Here is a 19,724-nt window from a genome sequence, read left to right on the forward strand (position 1 = left end):
TGGAGCCGTGCGCCGCGCTACTGCCGCGCCCGACGCGAGCTTCAGTCGGTGGTCGAGGGTGTCACCTCGCGGAGATAGGTTGCCATGGGGTCGTTTTCGAGGTACTCGGCCCAGCCGAGGGGGGTGGAGTTGTGGTCGGCGTCCTCGATCGTAGGGTCGGCGCCGAGGGCGATGAGGGTACGCACCATGGGTTCGTCGTTGTTCCAGACGGCGGTGTGCAGTGGTGTGGTGCCTCGGCGGTGGTTGACGTCGAATCCGAGTTCGGCGAGTAGGCGGACGGCGGCGAGATTGCCGTGTTCGGTGGCTCGATCGATCAGGCCGGGAGTTTCGGTTCGCACCTTCGCGATCAGTTGCGGGTCGGCGGACAGGACCGAGGTGTCGGCGCGTAGGCAGGCGGCGATGAACGCGTCGGATTCGGTGAGGTCGGCCGAACCATCCTTGGCCGCAAGGAGATTCGCGACTTCGGTGTGGCCGTTGAGTAGCGCCAGCTCGTAAGGGGTGCGTCCGCCGAACAACGGGTGCTCGCCGATTCCGTCGACCTCGGCCCCGTGTTCCAGCAGCAGAGCGGTCCGGCGCGGGCCGCCGCGGAGCGCGGCCGTCGCCAATTCGTCGCGGATCAGCTGTCGGGGCGAGGCGATGGTGTGGCCGAGGCGGGCCCGCCATGGCCCGCCGTCGCCCTGGCCGAGTCCGAAGGCGAGGAGCAGTTCCAGATGGGCGGTGTCGTCGGACCAGGAGCCACCGAGGCCGAGGTTGTACAGCGCCTGACTGTCGTTGGGGTCCGCGCCCGCCTCGAGGAGCAGTCGGGCCAGCGCCATGCCATCGCGATGCGGAGGCTGATCACCTTCCCCGCCGCCGAGCGCCCCGGTGAGGGCCGTGAACGGCGAGGGCAATCCCTCCCAGAGGAAACCGGCGTTCGGGTCGGCGCCGGATTCGAGCAGCAGCCGGGCGGCGTCGAGGTACCGGCCCGGCGTATCGACACGCGAATAGCACAGATAGAGCAGCGGTTCCCAGCCGAAGGGCCCGCCTTGGGTGCGGGCGAGCAGGGGATCGCCGGCGAGCAATGACCGGAGCGCGTCGGCGGATCCGGTCGCCGCCATGGTGAAGACATCGACGGTCGCCGCCGATGTCAGCAGCTTGTCGGCGCCGCGGATTCGTTCGCGGTAGTCGTCACCGTAGGTGAGGCAGGCGAGGCGCAGGAATTCACCCGCCAGGCCGTCACCATGCTGAACCTCGTGTGGTGACCGACTGTATCGATGCACCGTTTCGATGTGCTGTACGAGCTTGGGCCAGCTGCCGAAGCCGTACATGCGCGCCGTCACCAACTGAGCATCCGACAGGCCGAAAACCACGGGCGGATTCGGGTGATACTCGCCGACCAGCGCCACCGATCCCGGCTCGCCCGCTCGAACGCGGCGTCGTAACGCTTTGGCCTGCTTGCGCAGATGCTCGAGATTCGGCTGCTGGGGGAGTCGACGAACAGGCACGATGGCCTCCCTTCCGTATGCGCCTGGTGTCCGCATCATCCGGGCCGGAAAAGAGGATCGGTCAATGATGGTATTCGAATTCAGGTGGGCTGAGCCCTGCCCGCGGACCGGTCGCACCCTGCGTGCGCGCTCCCCAGGCTAGCACCGGTTCACGCGATGCCGGGCCACGCGGTGTGATCGGCGGCCAGCCACGGTTCGGCGGCCGCGGCGGTGGGGGCCGTGCTGGTGAAGGCGCGGACTTCGCGGTGGAGGTGGGATTGGTCGGCGTAGCCGCCGTCGGCCGCCACCCGCGCGGGAGTGTGCCCGTCGGCGAGGCGGTGGATGGCGCGGTCGAAACGGACAAGCATGGCAGCGCGTTTGGGGGTCAGGCCGATCTGTGCGCCGAAGCGTGACCACAGCCGCTGGCGGCTCCATCCGGTCTCGGTGGCGAGGTCGCCGACGCGGCTTCGGCCGTGACTGAGCTGCAGTTGACGCCAGGTCCACGCCACTTCGGGATCGACCGTCCGGCCATTGCGGAGCCGATCCGACAGCGCCGCGTCGACCAGCGCGAAACGCTCCTGCCAAGTCGGCGCGTAGTGCAGTCGCTCCCGCAGGCGTGCCACGTCGCGCGCCCACAGATCCTCGAGCGCGACGATGGTTCCACCCAATTCGGCGGGCGGAACGCCGAGCACGGCGTGCGCGAGCACCGGCGACACGCGCACCTGCACACAGTCGAGGCCGACGGCACGGGCGTTGATGCCGTCGAAGGCGAGTCCGACGGCCAGGCTGCCCGAATGCGTCCGGCCGGACGCGTCGGAGACGGCCAGCGGGTGGCCACCGAACTCGACGACCACGGTGACGGCCGGATGGGGGATGGCCCGCAATTCGGTGACGCTGTCACCACGAATACTGAACCCCGCCATGTCGATACCGGGTGGCACGGTGGTCCGTGCCGGTCGCGCGATCTCCCAGCCGGTAGTGAGATCTGCCTGTCGGCCGGTGGAGCGCACACCACGATTGTATGAGCGGTGTGTGGCACGGCGCGAAACGCGCGATGCCGACATTTCTTCAAGACGCGGTGGGCGGGTTTCCTGGAAGGTGAGGGGAGGACGGATCGACCGCAGGAGGGCCCATGAACGAAATAGCAGTACCACCAGGAAAAGACGGCGACACGGCGGGCGAGCGGATCGTGCGGCTGAGCGATGGCGACATCCACGTCGTGGAAAGCGGGCCGACGAGCGCGACCACGGTGGTGCTGATCCACGGCCTTGCCGGTTCGACCGCGAGCTGGGAGCCGATCATGTTCGCCCTGAAAGACTTTCACGTGGTGCGGGTGGACATGCTCGGGCACGGCGAATCGGCGAAACCCGCCGACGGCTACGGCATCGCCGAGCAGGGGCGCCGGGTCGGTGCCGTGCTCGACCGGCTCGGCGTGCGTCGCGCGATCGTCGTCGGGCATTCCACCGGCGGGTCGGTCGCCACCGCCCTCGCCACCCAGCGCCGCGAGCTGATCACGGCGATCGCACTGATCGACACCGGCCCGCGGATATCCGCGTTCATCGGTAACACCCTGGCAGGCCGCCTGCTCTACGTGCCGGTGGTGGGTCCATTGGCATGGCGGCTGCGCTCCGACAGCACGATTCGTGCCGCCGCGCGCACCGCGGTCACCCGCGATGTGCGGATTCCGGACCAGATCATCGCCGACGTCCGCGGCATGACCTATCGCGCCTTTATCGCGACATCCGATGCGGCGCGCGCATTTCTGGCGGAGCGGCCCGTGCCCGACCGGCTGACCGACCTCGGCCTGCCGGTCCTGGTGATCTTCGGCGCGCAGGACCGGCGATGGCAGCCGTCCTCCGCTGCGGACTATCGTGTGGTCCCGCATGCCCGGGTCGAAATCCTCGACGGCGTCGGTCACACACCGATGCTCGAGGAACCCGAGGTCACCGCGGCTCTACTCCGCGGTTTCGTCGCCGAGTGCCCGCAGTGAGGGTATCGAGCGTCGCGGGGAGCGCAGGAGCACCGCGGGACGCTCACTGCGGATCGCGCGCGGCCAGCGGCCAGCGGTCCACGGTGTGCAGGGGTGAGTCGGCCTGCTGCGCATAGTGTTCGGCGTGCAGGGCGTCGGGGTGCATAGCACGGGCGGTCGCGAGCCAACCGCCTGCTTGGCGCAGGACCTCCGCGCGAGTCAGGGGCGGGTCGAGTAGGAGACCGCCGTGTTCCGGGGCGACGGTCATGGCGGAGCCGAGGTGCTGGAGGCAGCGGGCGATGCCGAGGTCGTCGGCGAGGTCGCGGTAGGCGGTGAGGGCGCGTTGCCAGCAGCGCAGGGCGCGGCGGGGTTCGCCGCGGGTCCACCAGAGAGCGCCGAGGGTTTCGAAGGTCTGGGCGCGGCCTGCGGGGTCGCGGCCGCCTCGGGTGCGGGATTCGGCCAGTTCCAGGCGGTCCTGGGCGGCGTCGAGACGGCCTTGATGCAGATGGACGACGGCCAGGTTGATCAGGGCGCAGACCTCGCCCGCCAGATCGGCGTGGGGCAGTAGCCACCATGCGGCTTCCAGCTGATCCGCCGCGTCGACAAGCACCTGCGGGCTGGGCGAGGAATCCAGCCGCCGCAGCGCGGTGTAGTGCGCCCACCGCGCCGACAGGCTGGTGGACAGCCCGCGCGGGCGATACTTCGGCGGACGCTGTGCGAGCCGCCCGGCCCGCAGCACGGTGACGGCGTCGCGTACCGGGAAGTCGCCCGCCGACTGGTCCATCAACCGCCTGAGCGCTTCGGCCACGCCAGAGGTGTTCTCCAGCAACCCTTTTCGTGCATACCAGATGTCGAGTGCGTCGGCGATGCGCGCGAGTTCATGTACCGCGGCCGCCGGTGGACGCACCGACGGCGCCGGGAACAATGTGCGCAGATACGGTTCCTCCGCGTCGAACCACCGGCGGGCCCCCTTGGCGAATCGATCGGTGTCCAACGCGATCGCCCAGCGGGTGGCGCGGTCGGCGTAGTGGCGCAGCAGCGCGGGCAATGCCGCCTGCCAGTGCGGACCGGCGACGACCTCGGCCGTCGACGGCAGCTTCGGCGTTCTGCGCAGGCAGTACCGGTCGGCCCCGAGATGGCTCACGATGCCGCGCACCTCGAGATCCTCGAGCAGCACCAGCGGGGTGCGCCGTTCCGCCGTCGACTCCGAGGGCAGCCGGGCGGGCGCGTCGAGCATCGCGGAGAGCACGGCGAGCAGTGCGGCCGTTTCGAATTCGTGTGTCGGCAGGTCGCGCAGCGCCGCGAGGAGCGGATCGTGATCGAGCCCGGAAAGCTGTTCCGGCGCCTCGGTACAGTGCCTGTCCTCGGCGGACTGCACCGCTTCCCCCGGCTCGACCAGTTCCGCGATCAGCGCGAGTTCCCTTTCGGTGCGCACTCTTTCGCGAAATCTATCGATGCGGCGGTAGACCGCGTACGCGCCCGCGGTCAGCACGCCGACGACCGCGAGCCCGCGGAGCAGGCCGCCGATCACCTTGACGACATCGCTGTCGCCGAGCGAATTCACCACGATATTGCGACCGAGTTCCAGGACCAGCGCCCAGGCGACCACCTCCGCGGTGCCGAGCACGCCCTCCCAGATCGAGGAGCGCGGCGCGGCCTGCCGCGGCCTTTCGTGTCCGTGTGGCTGGGTCATCGCAACGCTCCGCCGGTCAGGCCGGGCACCAGCCAGCGCCGCCAGGTCGCGAGCACGAGCAGCACGGGCAGCACCGCCGAGAGCAACGCCCCCGCCGCCAATTGCGCGGCGTTCTCGTTGAATTGCCTTGCCTCGCCCCACAACAGCAGCGACCACGGGCTCGCGCCCGCACCGTTCATCATCAGCCCGATGAAGAAGTCGTTCCACACCTGGACGAATTCCAGCACCGCCACCGCCGCCACGGCGGGACCGGCCGAGGTCAGCAGTCGCCGCACGATCGTGCCGGGACTGGCGAGCCCGTGCAGCGCGTCATCGGCCGGACTGCCCGGCGGGGCGAGCATGGCGCCGCGCAGGATGAGGATCGCGATCGGCAGCCCGGCGGCCGCGTGCACGAAGATCAGCGGAATTCTGGTGCCGGACAAGCCGAATGCGTCGATGAACGCATCGAGCGAACCGAGGTAGCTCTGCGCGGGCAGCACCGAAAGAATGACCAGCGCCACCACCGAGATGCGCGCGACCGCCCGATCGGTGCGCAGTGCGGCCAGCCGATGCGCCACCGGCAACGCGGCGGCGACCACGACGATCGTGGCCAGCCCGGCGACAAGCGCCGTGGTCTGCCACGCCTCCTGGAACGCCTGATCATGCCACATGCCGGTGAGCGCCGACAGGCCGAATCCCTGTGGGCTGTCCAGGCATACGGCGATCAGTACCAGGATCGGAATGAGCGCGAAGATCGATACCAGCACGATGCCGATGGCACGGAGCACCCCGATCCGGGTCCTGCCGTCCACCGGCGGCGCCACCGCGGTGGCCGTCCATCCGGTGCGATGCCTGCGGACACCGGTTTGCAGCAGCCAGGCCACGAAACCGACCAGCACCGTGAGCGGCATGGCATATGCCGCCGCGACACCGGAGCCGAGATCGGCGTCGGTGGCCAGCCGCCACCAGTGCACCGTGGCGCTGTCGACCTGGTACTGCATCGAACTCGGCAGCCCGATCAGCACCACATCGAAGACACGGGCCGCCGCGACGCCCACCGCGAGGCCGAGGATCAGCATGACCGGGCGCACCAACTCCAGCAGGCGCAGCACCGGGAGCCGGTGCGGCACACCGTGCAGATAGCCCGCGCGCACCGGATCCGCTTCGATCGCCCGGATGGCGGCGCGGAACAGTCCGGTGAGGAAGCCGAGCCAGGTCCACAGGAATGCCGAACCGAGCATCAGCGCGAACCAGACTCGGTACCAGCCGATGTCGTCGATGCCGAGCCAGTCGGCGAGGTGTTCGAAGATCGATCGGAACGCGACGCCGGAGACGAAGGCCGAGATGCCGAACGGGACGATCAACGGCGCCCACAGCCTGCGTGAATCGCGCGACACCCACGCGATGATCAACGCGGCGAACAGCAGCACCATGGCGAAGCCGACCCACAGCATGGTGCGCAGATAAGCCCACATGCCATCGCTGGTCAGTGCGCCGCCGAGCTGCCAGAGCCCGACGGCGGCGATCGCGGCGAGCGCCACCCGCCGCAGCCGCCGGGCATCGCCGGGCCGCCGGTGCCGGGAGGTTACCGTGAACGCGACGGTGGCCGCGGCAATGACGGTGCAGCAGAGCACGATTCTTGGGCGGGCGGCGATCGCGATCGCCACCGTCCACCCGGTCGGCGCGACCAGCAACGCCGCGATCAGCCCGACCGCGAGCAGACCGGCCCAGCCGAGCCAGCGGTGTGGCCTGCCGCCGGGCACCAGCGGTCCGCGCATCCGCCGGGTGGCGAGTTCGAGACGCAGCCCGTTGGCGCGGAAGTCGGCGACGCCCGTCATCGGCGCCCCTGCTCGAAGGCTTCCAGCGCGGCGATCGCCTGATCGATCGCGGGCTCCGGATGTTCCCGCGCGCCATCGCCGATCGTGGTGAGGAACTCGGTCAGGATGCGCCACAGTCCGTTTCGGCCACCCACCGCCCCGAGCTGATCGGACAGATCGAACGCCCCCCACGACCCCTGCGCCCGCGCGATCGGTGCCATCAGCATCGAATAGCGGGCGGTGGTGCGGAGATTCGGCGCGAGGAACCCGCCGGTGCGCTCGATCCACGGCAGCGGTGCCTCGGGCGCGGCGAGCGCCGCGACCACCTCGTCGGCGCGCCGATCGGCGTTCTTGGTCACCACCATGACATCACCGCCGACGATGTGCGGCCGATCCGCGCCGGGGCCGACCGCGGGAAACGGCACGATGCCCACCGCCTCCTCCGAGCGCCGACCGGCCGCTCGAAGGGCTTCCCGCACAATGGGTTCGGCGAAATCGGGCGCGATCACCATGGCCGCGCGCCTGCGCTCGAACACGTCACGGATGGCATCGGGGAACTGGCGGGTCAGCGCCACCGCGACGCCACCGGCGAAGGTGTGCGGCTGACCCCACAGCCGCACGAGATGTCCGAACGCCGCGTGCACGGCGGGCCGATCCCAGGTCATCGTTCCCCGCGTCGCCGCGACATCGTCGTAGCTGCGCGGTGATTCGCCGCGCAGCACATTCTCGAAGACGTCGGTCAGCACCCAGCCGTCACCGGCGCCGAGGGCGAGCAGCCGAATGGGCGTGCGCGCCAGCACCTCCATTCGGTCGACCCAGTCCGGGATCGTCCACAACGCCGGGTCGCCGAGGTGATAGCGGTCGACCGACTGCCGGTCGTACCAGACCAGCGACTTGTCCGCGGCCTTGAACGGCACCCCATACGGTTTTCCCTTGTGCCGCAACAGCTGACGCCACGGCTCCGGATAGCGCGCCCCCTCGTCGTCGGTCCACAGCGCCTCGGCGACGGGCCGCAGCTTGTCATTGTCGACCAGTGCGCGAACCTGGCCTGCCTGCGGCAGCATGACGATATCCGGCGCGGACTTCCCGCCCGCGGTGAACGCCGTGCCGACATCGTCGCCCATCGGAATCACATCCACCGATCGCCCGAATGCCGTCCGCGCCAGCACCTCCCGGAAGGCCGCGAGCTCCACCCCGCTCCAGGACACGCCGATCCGGACGGTTCCCGAACCGCCCCACAGCAATTCGGGAGCACAGGCGGCCAGCGGCAGGACCATGCCCGCTTGCAGCAGTGCTCTCCTGGTCCGCATGGTCCCCCGGCAATGTGGTCGTGGCGGTCGCCGACGATTCTCCCATCAAACGCGGTGATCGACTCCGCGATTGCGGCTATATCCCGAGTTTGGACCGCCACCGCTGTGCCTGCGCGAGCGCGCGTTCCGCCGCACTGCCGCGCGGCGGCATGATGCCGAGCTGCTGGAGCATTTCGGCGAGATCCCAGGTCGAGCGGCAGCGCGCGATCAGGCCGGAGCGGAACTGCCAGACGTCGACGACGAACAGGTCGATGCGTTTGCCGGTGCCCGCGAATCCCGGCGGATCGATCACGCCCAGGTGGGTGCCGGTCATCCGCCACGGGACGACGGCGATGTTCGATTCGCCCGCGATGGTCGGTGGAAATGGGTTGGTATAGGAAATATCCGGGAAGGTGCGCAGAGTATCGGCGACGAAATCGGCCAGCCCGTCCCGATTCCGGACCGGCCGCCCCATCGAGGGTTCACGCCACAGGACGTCTTCCGTCGCACAGGCTGCCACCGCGTCGGCTGAGCCGGAATTCCAGGCCGCGCTATATCGGTCGATGAATTCATCCAGCCATTGCGGGCTTTCGATCCGGTCGGCGGAGGTATCGATCGTGAATTGCCCGGAGGCGTTGCCGATGGTAACCGTCGCGGGGTCTGATTTCGTCACCGGTTCAGTGTCACCCGGTTCGGTTACTGCGCGGTTATGCGCAATCGTCGGCCCCCGGTGTTCGGGGGGTATGGCGGACGAGTAGTCGATTACTCACGACCCCGCGCGATAACGTGCGCAGACTGATGGCGGATACACCGGGTACCGGCCCGTATGCCGAGTTCGAAACCGCCGCGCACGCGGCGGGTCACGCCGCTCTTCGATCGCAAAAACGATGAAATCAGCAGCCGGTACTCGGTTGCCCTTTCCAAGGGGGGTTCATGGCAGGAGAAGGATCGGACCTCGGGTTCGCTGACCGGACCGACCTGCGCAGCAGCTCTGTCAGATTCGCGGCAGTGCCACACCGCGGCGCCGATGCCGCGCTCTTCGTCAAGTCGTTCGGAATGTCCGATATTCGGCTGCGCGGTGAGCCGATCCTGCGGTGGCCTGCCGGCCGCTCCCGAATTCTTTTCCAGTACCTGATGATTCATATCAATCAACGCGTAACGAGCGACCGTTTGTACGAGGCGCTGTGGCCGGATACCGTCCGAAGCTCCGGGACGAGTTCACTCAAGGTCGCCTGCCACGGATTGCGCAGAACACTGGGTGCGGCACGGGACGGTTCCGCGGATATCCGGCTCCTGTATCGCGATTTCGGCTACATGCTGGAAGCCGATGATGTCTGGTTCGACGTCACCGAGTTCGAGCGTCTGGTCGATTCCGGATTGCGTGCCAAGAAGACGGGGCATGCGCGGATCGCCCGCGCCGATCTCGAGGCGGCCATGCGACTCTACGACGGTGACTTTCTCGAGGGCGATATGACCGATTGGGTGATCGCGCATCGCGAATATTTGAAGTCGCTGGCGCTGTGCGCATTACAGGAACTGCGCGATATCGCCGAACGTGATGCCGATATCGCCGAGGTGATTTCGCTGTGCGTCCGCACGATCGACCTGGACCGCTTCCACGAGGCCAGCTATCGGAAGCTGGTCGCCCTGCACGGTCAGCGTGGTGAATTGGAGCGTGCGCACAGCTGGTTCCGGCTGTGTGTGGTGCGGTTGCGCGAACACCTCGGCGTTGCGCCCGCGCCCGAGACACTGGCGGTGTTCCGGCGCACCCTCGCGCCGTGCGCCGATGCTCAGCCGGTCCGGCGGACCGGCTGAGCGCTAACGGCCGACGGGTACCGGATCGGCGTGTGGCACAGCCGATCCGGTGCCAGGCATCCACCAGTTTGCGCCGCCCATCAGCTTGACAAGCGCGGGTACCAGCAGCATGCGCACGATGGTCGCGTCGACGAAGATGGCCACCGCCATGCCGAGCCCGGTCACCTTGATCAGGCTCACATCGGAGAACGCGACGGCCCCCGTGACGATGATCAGCAGCAGCGCGGCGGCCGTGATGACCCGGCCGGTGCGCGAAACCCCGGCACGCACCGCCTCGTCGATCGTCGCGCCATGCTGGTGTGCCTCCAGCATCCTGGACATGAGGAATACCTCGTAGTCGGTGGACAAGCCGAACACCGCGCCGATCACCACCACCAGCGCTGGAAACGGCAGCGGCGCCACCTCCGCGCCGAGGAACCGGGCGCCGTGGCCGTCCTGGAGGATCCAGATCAGCGGGCCGATCGTCGCGGTGAGGCTGAGCACCGCCATCGCCACCGCCTTGAACGGCAACACCACCGACCGGAACGCCACGAACATCACCACCAGCGTCGCGCCGAGCATGATCGCGAGCATCAGCGGAAAGCTGCGGATGATCGCCGCGTCGCTGTCGGTGCTGATCGCGTTCTGGCCGCCGACCAGGAGGGTGGTGCCTGGCGGCGGCGCGATCTCGCGCAGCGCGGCCACCGTGTCACGGACGCCGAAGGTGAAATCCGGCGTCGTGATCACCGCGTGCACGACGACGATGTCCTCGCCCTGGGCCTCCCGCAGGACGAACCGGACGCCCGCGGTGCGCTGGGCCGCCGACATCACCTCGCCCACGGCCTGCGACGACGGCGGCGCACCGTCCGGCCCGCGCAGCACCAGCGTGACACCGTCTGTCGCATTGGGGAATTCGGTGGTCAGCGTGTGCTGGGCGACACGGACCGGACTGTCGCCGGGCAGGCCGTTGATATCGATGCCGACCGGCTGGATGCCGAGCAGCGGCGTGCTCGACACCAGCAGCACACCGCCCGCCACCACCGCGATCAGCCCGGGGCGGCGCATCACCCGATCCGCCACCGCGCCCCAGAAGCGCACCGCGCGTTCCTCACCGCGCCTGACCGCGCCCCGCCGCCACGGCAGCGCGTTGACGCGCGCGCCGAGCAGCGCGAGCATCGCGGGCACCGCCGTGAGCGACAGCAGCGCCGCGATATCCACCGCCGCCATCGCGCCGAAGCCGAGCGAGCGCAGCATCGAGATCGGCGCGGCGAGCGCACCGGCGAACGCACAGGTCATCAGGAGCGCCGAGAAGGCGATCGAGCGGCCTGCGGTCCGCACGGTGTGCCGTGCGGCCTCGACGGGCGAACGGCCCCGATCGAGTTCCTCGCGGAACCTGCCGACGGTCAGCAGGCCGTAGTCGATGGCCAGGCCGAGGCCGAGCACCGTGGCCACGTTCACCGCGAACGCGCTGACATCGGTGCACATCGAGATCAGCCGCAGCGCGCCGAGGGAACCGAGGATGGTCAGGCCGCCGACGACCACCGGAAACGACGCGGCGACCAGACCGCCGAGCACGAACAGCAGCAGGAGCAGCGTCAACGGGAACGCCACCGTCTCGGCCAGCGCGACGTCACGCAGCGTTTCGTTGTTGTAGTCGTCGGTCAGCGCACTGAATCCGGTGAACTGCGTGCGGATTCCGGGCACGGTGAGCTCCGGCGCCAACCGCTGATAGGCCCGCAGCTGATCGGCGTCGCTGCCGTTGAGGGTCAGCACCGCAAGGGCTTTCGACCCATCGGTGGAGACCATGGCCGAGCGGCGCAGCGGATCCGTTGTCGTCCAATAGGACTCGATCGGTTTGGCCAGCAGCGCCGGATCGACCCGGTCCAGCCGCTCGACGACCCGGGGTCGCAGGTCGTCGAGCGAACTGCCCTGCGGCGCCGTGTAGATCACCACGACATCCGCTGTCCGACGGCCGACACTCGCCTGTATCAGCTCGTCGGCCCGCGCGGACTGACTTCCGGGGTCGATCTGGCCCGCCAGGTTCAGCCGGTCCAGCACCCCGAGACCCCACACACCGCTCAGCAGGACGGCCAGCACCGCGATCGCCACGGTGTACCTCGGCCGAGCGGTGATCAAGTCTGCCCAACGCGTCATCGCCGCATCCCCCTACATCGCGCGGATCACTCGGACGAGCGCCTCGACGCCCGTGGTCAATTGGTCGGTCGTGTGCTCGCTGGTGGCGAAGAACCGCAATCGCTCCTCGCCGTCGGGGACCGCGGGCGCCATGATCGGGCTGACGTTGACGCCCTCCTCGATCAGCTTGGTCGAGGCGAGCGCCGCCCGCCCGCCGCCGCCGAGAATCACCGGGACGATCGGCGTGCCCTGGGCGATACCCGTCTCGAAGCCGTTGTCGGTCACCAGTTTCCAGAGCGTCTTGCCATTGCTCTGGAGCCGTTGGACCCGCTCCGGCTCGGCCTCGAGCACCTCCAGCGCGCCCAGTGCCGCGGCGATCGCGGACGGCGCGGGGCCGCCGGTGAACATGCTCAATCCGGGTCCGGTGTATTTCAGCGCCATCATCAGGTCGCGGTTGCCCGCCAGGAAGCCGCCGCAACTGCCGAGCGCCTTGGACAGCGTGCCCATCCAGATGTCGACGGCATCGCCTGGCAGACCGTACAACTCGCGCACGCCACGCCCGCCCGCGCCGAGGACGCCGAAGGAATGCGCCTCGTCGATCATGACGGCGCAGTCGTATTTCCTTGCTACCTCGATAAGTTCGGGCAGCGGCGGAATATCGCCCTCCATGCTGTAGTGCCCCTCGAGCACCACGAGCGCCCGCTTGGCGGTGCGCCGCGACATCCGCAGCACCGCCTCGAGCGAGGCGGGATCGTTGTGCCGGAAGTTGACCCGCCGGCAGCCCGACCACCGCGTGCCCGAGACCAGGCTGTTGTGCGCGAGCGCGTCGCACACCGCGATGTCCTGCGGGCCGAGCAGGAATCCGAGCACCGCGGCATTGGTGATGTAGCCGCTGGTGGTCACGATCGCGTCCTCGGCGTCGTAGAGCTGCGCGAGTTTGCCCTCGAGCTGGGTGTACAGCGGGATCTCACCGGAGACCACCCGGCTCGCCGACACCGAGGTGCCGTAGGTGTCGATCGCCGCCTTCGCGGCGGCACGCACCCGAGGATGGCCCGCCATGCCCAGATAGCTGTAGCTGCTGAAATTGATCATCTCGCGCCCGTACTTGCGCACCGTAGTCGCGTTGAATCCCTCGTGCGGTTCGAGATACGGGTTCGGCATGCCCAAACTCGCTACGTGCGAGCTGAATTCGAGTCGCTGCCTGGCCATGACGACCTCGGGATGGTCGTCGAACACGGACTTACGGGCTTTCACTTGCTGGTTCATGCGGACTTCGCCTCCGTAGTGTCGAGCTGGGTGGCCAATTTGGCGCCGATGCCGGACAGGCCGAGCCCGAGGCCGCGCGCCATTTCCATCGGCGAGAGTTCGATGCCGATCGCCTTGCCGGTGCGCGCCGCGAACTCGACGGCCATCAGCGAATCCATGCCGAGTTCGAGCAGCGGCGTCTCCACGTCCACCGCGTCCGCGCCGACGCCGAGCACGACCGCCATGACCTCGGCCAGCGCCGCGGTCACCGCCGCGCCGCGCTGGTCGGGTGGCATGGCGAGCAGCTTCGCCCGCAGTGCGGCGGCCTCGTCCTGATCCGCGCTGGTCCCGCTGGCGAATTCGGCGAAGCGCGCGGCATGCCGGACCGCGTAGGTGGTCGCGGCGGCCTTGCTCCAATCCATATCGAGGATCGAGACGTGCGGGACGGCAAGGCACATGGCTTCGGCGAGGTAGTCGGTCGCGAGGTCCATGTCGATGGGCCGCAAGCCGACCATCGCCAGGTACCTGACCGTCTCCTCGTTCGCCTCGGCCATACCGCCGCCCGCCATCGAACCCCAGTCGACGCAGAGCGCCTGTTCGCCGCGGGAGCGGCGGCTGTGCGCCAGCGACTGGAGTGCCGCGTTCGCGGCGCCGTAGACGACCTGCGGGAAGCCGCCGATCAGCGCGCTGATCGAGGACCAGAGGACGAAGTGGTCGAGGTCGATGCCCGCCGCACGCACCGCGCGGTCCAGGTTGATCGCACCGGTCACCTTGGGCGCGAACACCTTCTCGACGGTGTCGGCGCCGATCCGGTCGATGGGCGAGTTGTCGACGACGCCCGCGGCGTGGAAGACACCGCGCAGTGGATACCCCGCCGTCTTCGTCCGCTCGACGGCGGCCGAAATCGCCTGGTAGTCGGAGATATCGAGATGTTCCTCGATGACTTCGACACCCGCGTCGGCGAATTCGCGCAACTGGGCGACAGCCCTATCGCTCGTCGCACCCCGGCGCCCGACCAGGATCAGTCGCCGCGCACCCTTGCGGACCAGCCAGCGGGCGGTGGCCATACCGAACGCGCCGAATCCACCGGAGACCAGATACGCCGCGTCCGAACGGATTCCGGCCGACGGGAGCTGCGGCCGCACCTGCGGAGCGGGCTCGTCGAGATCGAGCACCACCCGCCCGATCCGCTTGGGCCGCACGATCGCCTCGAAGGCCGCGCCGACGTCGTTCATCGAGTACGCGTGGTAGGCCAGGTGGCGGTACACGCCCGCGGCGAGCTTCTCGATCAGCCCCGCGGTCTTGGCCCGCACCGCGGCGGGCCGGAACCGCATCATGCGATCCAGGTCCAGTGCGATGAAGGTTAGGTTGCGGTCGAACGGCCGCAGATCGATGACGCCGCCGCTGTAGATATCGATCTTGCCGATCTCCACGACCCGCCCGAATTCGGCGGCCGCCCTGAGGTTTTGCCGCAGTATCTCGCCCGGTGCGCTGTTCAGGATGACATCGGCGCCGCGGCCGCCGGTGAGCCGCAGGACGTCGTCGACGAAGTTCGTCGACCGCGAATCGATCGCGTGATCCGCCCCGGCCGCGAGCACGTGCGCGCGGCGCTCTTCGCTGCCGGCGGTGGCGATCACCGTCGCGCCGACGTGTTTGGCCACCTGGATCGCCGCGAGGCCGACCCCGCCCGCGCCGCCGTGGATGAGCACCGTATCGGCCGCGCCGATACGCGCGGCATCGATGAGCGCGAGTTCCGCGGTCAGGAACGGGACATTCGAACTCGACCACCCCGGCTCCCAGTGGCTCGGCACCACGGAGGCATCCTGGCTGTCGATGGTGAGGAACCGGCGGACCATTCCGCGCGCGGACACGGTCACCAGATCTCCGACGGCGACATCGGTGACGTCGTCGCCGACCCGCACCACCCGGCCCGCGCCTTCGAGCCCGAGATCGCGGCCGAAAAAGGTTTCGTCCATATCCTTGTCGGCGAGGACGCCGAGCACCTTGAACGCGTCCTTGGGGTTCACGCCGATCGCCTGCATCCGCACCTCGATCTGGTTCGGGCCTGGCGCGACGCGTTCGAGCCTGCGCCAGGCCAGATCCTGGAGCATGCGGGAGCTGGGCGCCTCCAGCTTGAACGAGGCCTCCGGATCGGTGAGCGTGTGCACCTGCTCCCTCGGCGCGAGATGGTCGGCGAGGTTCTTGTGGATGCGCAGGCCCCAGCGCGAACTCATGCGCAGGCAGATCTCGTCCACTTGCGCCTCGCGGCACGGGGATCCGCTCGACACCTCGGCGGCGAGTTCATCATCGGGGGTATCCGCCTCGATGTCGACCAGCCGCCAGCCCGCGATCGACTGCTCGTTCAGCAGCGAGCGCCGTGCGCCGACGAGCGCGGCGTGCGCCATATCGGCATCGACGATGCTGCCCGGCAGGCAGAACGCGTGCTCGGTGACGACGACCGCGTTGATCGTGGCGTGCGGCTCCGACTCGGTATCGCCTTGGTCGAGCACCGCGGCGATGGCGGCCGCGACGCGCGCCACGGCCGCCACATTCGCGGCGGGCGCGAATCCCGCACCGGCGACGACGATCACGTCGGCGCGCTCGTGCTCGTTCGCGGCCAGCCCGTCGCGCAATGCCGCGCCGATCTCATCGGCCAGTTCGGGCAGCAGGGGATCGGTGACCCGGTAAACCGTTGCCCGCGAATACCGTTCGGCAATCGAAGCCGCGCGCGGTGAAGCGGTCTCACCCAAGGCGATTACCAAGCCGAACTCCTCGGCGACCCCGGCCGCCGTTGCCTCGACGCCGTCGTACAGCTCCCAGCTCGGCTCGTAGAACACCTGCCCGAGGCGGTTGAGCACCGAGGTATGCGGGGTGACCGGCCGGAATTCGACCCCGGTCATGGACAGGACCTGATCGCCCTGGGCATCGACGATGTCCACGTCGGCGAGCAGCGGCGCGGTGCCGGTGCGGCGGACGAGCACGGTCGCCGAATCCGGAATCGGCCGGAAGCGTCGCACCGTGAGCACGCCCGCGGGCACGATCGCACCGCCGGACGCCGACTCGGTGCCGTGCGCCAGAGCCGCGACGCATTGCAGCGCGATATCGACGACGGCCGGATGTGCCAGGTGCGCAGACTCTTTCACGATCGAGGTGTCGATCGCGGCCACCACGGTATCGGCGGTGACGCTCGCCGACTCCACGCCCTGGAACGCCGGACCATAGGTCAACCCGTGCGCGGCGAGCGCCGGATACATGTCCGCACCGAGGATGGTCGTCGCGCCCGCCTCCGCGGGCACGTCCACTCGCACCGACCGCACGGGCCCTTCGACCAGTCGCCCGGTCGCGTTGACCGTCCAGTTCGTACCGGCGGCGGGTCGCGAGGCGATGGTGAACCGTTTGGTGGTCTCCTCGACCGTGAGCCGCAGCAGTGGCACGTCGTGTGGATCGATGACCAGCGGGGTGACGAAGCGAACGTCCTCCAGCGCCAGGTCGTCTCGCCCGGTGCGCAGCGCCGCCGCGCTCAATGCCGCATCGAGGTACGCCGCGCCGGGCAGCACGACCAGCCCCTCCACGACGTGGTCGTGCAGCCACGGCAGGGTCGAGACCGACAGCGACGCAGTCCATTCCGATGCCGACGGCGCGGTGCGCTGGCCGAGCATCGGGTAGCGGGTATCGAGCGCCATGCGCTCGCGCACCACGCTCTCGGGCTCGGACCACACCCGGCTCTTCTGCCACGGGTACGCGGGCAGCGCGACATGCGGTGTCACCGCGGGCCCACCGGGAACGACCGAGGTGTCGAGCGCGCCGACCGCGTAGAGCCCGGCGATCGCGCGGCGCAGGCTGACGATATCGCCCTCTTTGCGATTGAGCGTGCCGATCGCCGTGCCGCTCTCGTCGGCGCGCACCAGGATCTCCCGAATGCTGCCGCTCAGTACCGGATTCGGCCCGACCTCGAGGAACACCCGGTGCCCGTCCGCGATCAGGCCGGTCATCGTGTCGGCGAAGCGCACCGGCTCGCGGACATTGCGGCACCAGTACGCCGCATCCCATTCCGCGCCGGTGACCGCGCCCGCGTGCACCGTCGAGTAGAGCGGAACATCCGGTGTCCGCGGTCGCAGATCCGCGAGCACGGCACCGATCTCGTCGAGAATCGGATCCATCAGATGGCTGTGGTAGCCGACCTCGACATTGAGAATCCGTGCGAACGTGCCTGTCTCGGAAACTCTTTCGTACATCCGCCCGATGGCGTCCCGATCACCGGCCAGCGTCACCGCGGTCGGGCTGTTGACGGCCGCCACCGAGATCCGGTCGGCCTCTGGCACCAGCGCCATCGCGTCCTCGGCCGAAAGTCCGACCGCGAGCATCGCGCCGCGCGTGGTGGCCTGCAGCCGCGAGCGGTGGTAGCTGACGCGCAAAGCGTCACGCAGGCTGAGCATTCCGGACACATACGCGGCGCTGACCTCACCGACGCTGTGCCCGACGACGGCCGCGGGGCGCACGCCAAGTGCCGCGAGTTCCGCCACCAGCGCCACCTGCACCAGGAAGTTCGCCGGCTGCGCGACCTCGGTGTCGGTGACGCGCGAATCCTCCTCGGCCCGCGACAGTTCCTCGATGATGGACCATCCGGCGATCGGCACGAATTCCTCGTCGATCATCCGGGCGACCCTGGTGAATTCGCCGTCGGCACGCAGCAATTCACGGCCCATGGCCCACCACTGCGGGCCCATGCCGCTGAAGACGAAGACCGGCGCCGCCGCGTCGGTGGCCAATGTCCGTGCCGGACGCTGCCCTTCGCCGGAGGCGAAGTCGGCCAGCTTGGCCGCCAGCTCAGCGGCATCGGAGAATTCGAACGCGGTGCGGTACTGATGGTGCGCGCGCCGGGCCCACGCCGCCGCGACGAGCGCATCGGTATCCGCGCCGTCTTCCACGGCGGTCGCGAACCGGCCCGCGAGCGCGCGGACCGCCTCCGGGCCGCGCCCCGACAGCGGCAGCACCGGAAAGGCGTGCATCTCCCGCTCGGGCAAGGCGTTCGGCGGCGATTGGAGAATGGCGTGCGCGTTGGTGCCGCCGTAGCCGAAGCTGTTCACCGCGACGACGACCTTCTCGTCGGCCACCGGCCGCGCCTCGGTCGGTATCGCGATATTCAGCTCGTCGAACGGGATATCGGGATTCGGGTGCTCCAGCCAGCCCTGCGGCACGATGGTGCGGTGGTGCACGGTCAGCGCGGCCTTGATGACACCGGCGATACCCGCCGCGGCCTCCAGATGTCCGATCGACGCCTTCACCGACCCGACGGCCAGGGGTACCTGCCGACCCGGCACCGCGCCGTAAACCTTTCCGAGCGCGGACATTTCGAGAGGATCGCCGACCGGTGTCCCGGTGCCGTGCGCCTCGACGTAGGCGACGCGCTCCGGCGCGACACCGGCCTCCAGGCACACCCGCCTGGCCAGGTTCTCCTGCGCCTGCGGGTTGGGCACCGGGATCGCGGGCGTCTTACCGTCCTGATTGACGCCGGTGCCGCGCACCACCGCGTAGATCCGGTCACCGTCGCGCAGTGCCGCGTCGAGCCGTTTGAGTACCACGATGCCCGCGCCCTCGCCGCGGCCATAGCCGTCCGCGGCCGCGTCGAAGGCCTTGCTCCGCCCGTCGGCGGCCAGGAATCGGCCCTTGGACATCGAGACGAAGGTCTCCGGCTGCAGCATCGCGTTCACCCCGCCCGCGAGTGCGAGATCGCATTCACCCGCCGAAATCGCCTGTGCGGCTTGGTGAAGGGCGACCAGCGAGGACGAGCACGCGGTATCGATCGTCATGCTCGGCCCGCTGAGGTTCAGCACATAGGAGATCCGGTTGGACAGCAGTGTGAAGGTGTAGCTCATCGGCGTGTGCCCGGAGATCTCCATCCGCGCGTCCATGCCGACCCGCCCGATGGCGCTGTCGCTGGTGAACGCGCCGACGTAGACGCCGACCGGCTGACCGCTCACCCGCGCGGCCAGTCCGGCGTCGTCCAGCGCCTCCCAGGCGACCTCGAGCAGCATGCGCTGCTGCGGATCCATGATCGATGCTTCCCGCGGTGAGATGCCGAAGAAGTCGGGATCGAAATCCCACAGCGACTCCGTCAGGAACCCGCCGCGACGGGTGTACATCCGGCCCGGTGCGTCCGGGTCCGGGTCGTAATACTTCTCGACGTTCCATCGGTCGGGTGGGATCTCGGTGACGCCGTCCCCCTTGTTCACCAAGAACTCCCAGAAACTCGGCGCGTCGTGGACGCCGCCGGGAAACCGGCAGCCGATTCCGACGATTGCTACTTCGGTCATTCGAATCCCCCTGTTGGCCATGCCTGTG

11 protein-coding genes are annotated in these 19,724 nt (G+C 69.1%); 2 read left to right on the plus strand and 9 right to left on the minus strand.

The annotated features are described in order from the left end of the window. Positions 1-41: 41 nt before the first annotated feature. Together ACIG5A_RS25360 and ACIG5A_RS25365 are read right to left on the minus strand one after the other, a co-directional pair. Entirely contained in the window at positions 42-1,484 is a 1,443-nt protein-coding gene (locus ACIG5A_RS25360) for an ankyrin repeat domain-containing protein (RefSeq protein ID WP_397244169.1), read from the minus strand. A 149-nt stretch (positions 1,485-1,633) separates the two neighbouring features. Beyond that, the gene (locus ACIG5A_RS25365) at positions 1,634-2,473 is read right to left on the minus strand and encodes a helix-turn-helix domain-containing protein (RefSeq protein WP_397244171.1); all 840 of its coding nucleotides are present in this window, start codon (positions 2,471-2,473) and stop codon (positions 1,634-1,636) included. Positions 2,474-2,595: 122 nt separating this feature from the next. Here ACIG5A_RS25365 and ACIG5A_RS25370 point away from each other — a divergent pair, with 122 nt between their 5' ends. Then, positions 2,596-3,453 (plus strand): alpha/beta fold hydrolase, encoded by an 858-nt coding sequence (locus tag ACIG5A_RS25370; protein ID WP_397244173.1) that lies wholly within the window; start codon positions 2,596-2,598, stop codon positions 3,451-3,453. Positions 3,454-3,496: 43 nt separating this feature from the next. Here the strand turns inward: ACIG5A_RS25370 and ACIG5A_RS25375 are convergent, their stop codons facing one another. The 4 genes from ACIG5A_RS25375 to ACIG5A_RS25390 all read right to left on the minus strand — a co-directional run bounded on the left by ACIG5A_RS25375 (position 3,497) and on the right by ACIG5A_RS25390 (position 8,883). Further along, positions 3,497-5,125: a hypothetical protein gene (locus tag ACIG5A_RS25375; RefSeq protein WP_397244175.1), complete on the minus strand. Its 1,629-nt coding sequence runs from the start codon at positions 5,123-5,125 to the stop codon at positions 3,497-3,499. Further along, positions 5,122-6,942, minus strand: a complete 1,821-nt coding sequence (locus tag ACIG5A_RS25380; RefSeq protein WP_397244177.1) for a hypothetical protein — start codon at positions 6,940-6,942, stop codon at positions 5,122-5,124. Before ACIG5A_RS25380 ends, ACIG5A_RS25375 begins: the two co-directional genes overlap by 4 nt. Beyond that, complete coding sequence (locus tag ACIG5A_RS25385) at positions 6,939-8,231, minus strand: ABC transporter substrate-binding protein (RefSeq protein ID WP_397244179.1); 1,293 nt, start codon at positions 8,229-8,231, stop codon at positions 6,939-6,941. The genes ACIG5A_RS25380 and ACIG5A_RS25385 overlap by 4 nt, the downstream gene beginning before the upstream one ends. Before the next feature lie 76 nt (positions 8,232-8,307). Further along, the gene (locus ACIG5A_RS25390) at positions 8,308-8,883 is read right to left on the minus strand and encodes an ester cyclase (RefSeq protein WP_397244181.1); all 576 of its coding nucleotides are present in this window, start codon (positions 8,881-8,883) and stop codon (positions 8,308-8,310) included. Between the two features lie 335 nt (positions 8,884-9,218). Between ACIG5A_RS25390 and ACIG5A_RS25395 the strand changes: the two genes are divergently transcribed. After that, positions 9,219-10,025, plus strand: a complete 807-nt coding sequence (locus ACIG5A_RS25395) for a BTAD domain-containing putative transcriptional regulator (protein ID WP_397244183.1) — start codon at positions 9,219-9,221, stop codon at positions 10,023-10,025. Between the two features lie 3 nt (positions 10,026-10,028). Here the strand turns inward: ACIG5A_RS25395 and ACIG5A_RS25400 are convergent, their stop codons facing one another. Genes ACIG5A_RS25400 through ACIG5A_RS25410 form a run of 3 tightly spaced genes read right to left on the minus strand, consistent with a single transcriptional unit; the run spans position 10,029 to position 19,696 of the window. Continuing rightward, on the minus strand, positions 10,029-12,158 hold the full coding sequence (locus ACIG5A_RS25400; RefSeq protein WP_397244185.1) for an MMPL family transporter: 2,130 nt from the start codon (positions 12,156-12,158) through the stop codon (positions 10,029-10,031). A 12-nt stretch (positions 12,159-12,170) separates the two neighbouring features. Further along, positions 12,171-13,403, minus strand: a complete 1,233-nt coding sequence (locus tag ACIG5A_RS25405; protein WP_397244187.1) for an aminotransferase class I/II-fold pyridoxal phosphate-dependent enzyme — start codon at positions 13,401-13,403, stop codon at positions 12,171-12,173. After that, a complete protein-coding gene (locus tag ACIG5A_RS25410; RefSeq protein ID WP_397244189.1) occupies positions 13,400-19,696 on the minus strand; it encodes an SDR family NAD(P)-dependent oxidoreductase in 6,297 nt (2,098 codons plus the stop codon). Before ACIG5A_RS25410 ends, ACIG5A_RS25405 begins: the two co-directional genes overlap by 4 nt. Positions 19,697-19,724 lie beyond the last annotated feature (28 nt).

Origin of the sequence: Nocardia sp. NPDC052566 (assembly GCF_044547285.1) — a bacterium.
GTDB lineage: Bacteria > Actinomycetota > Actinomycetes > Mycobacteriales > Mycobacteriaceae > Nocardia.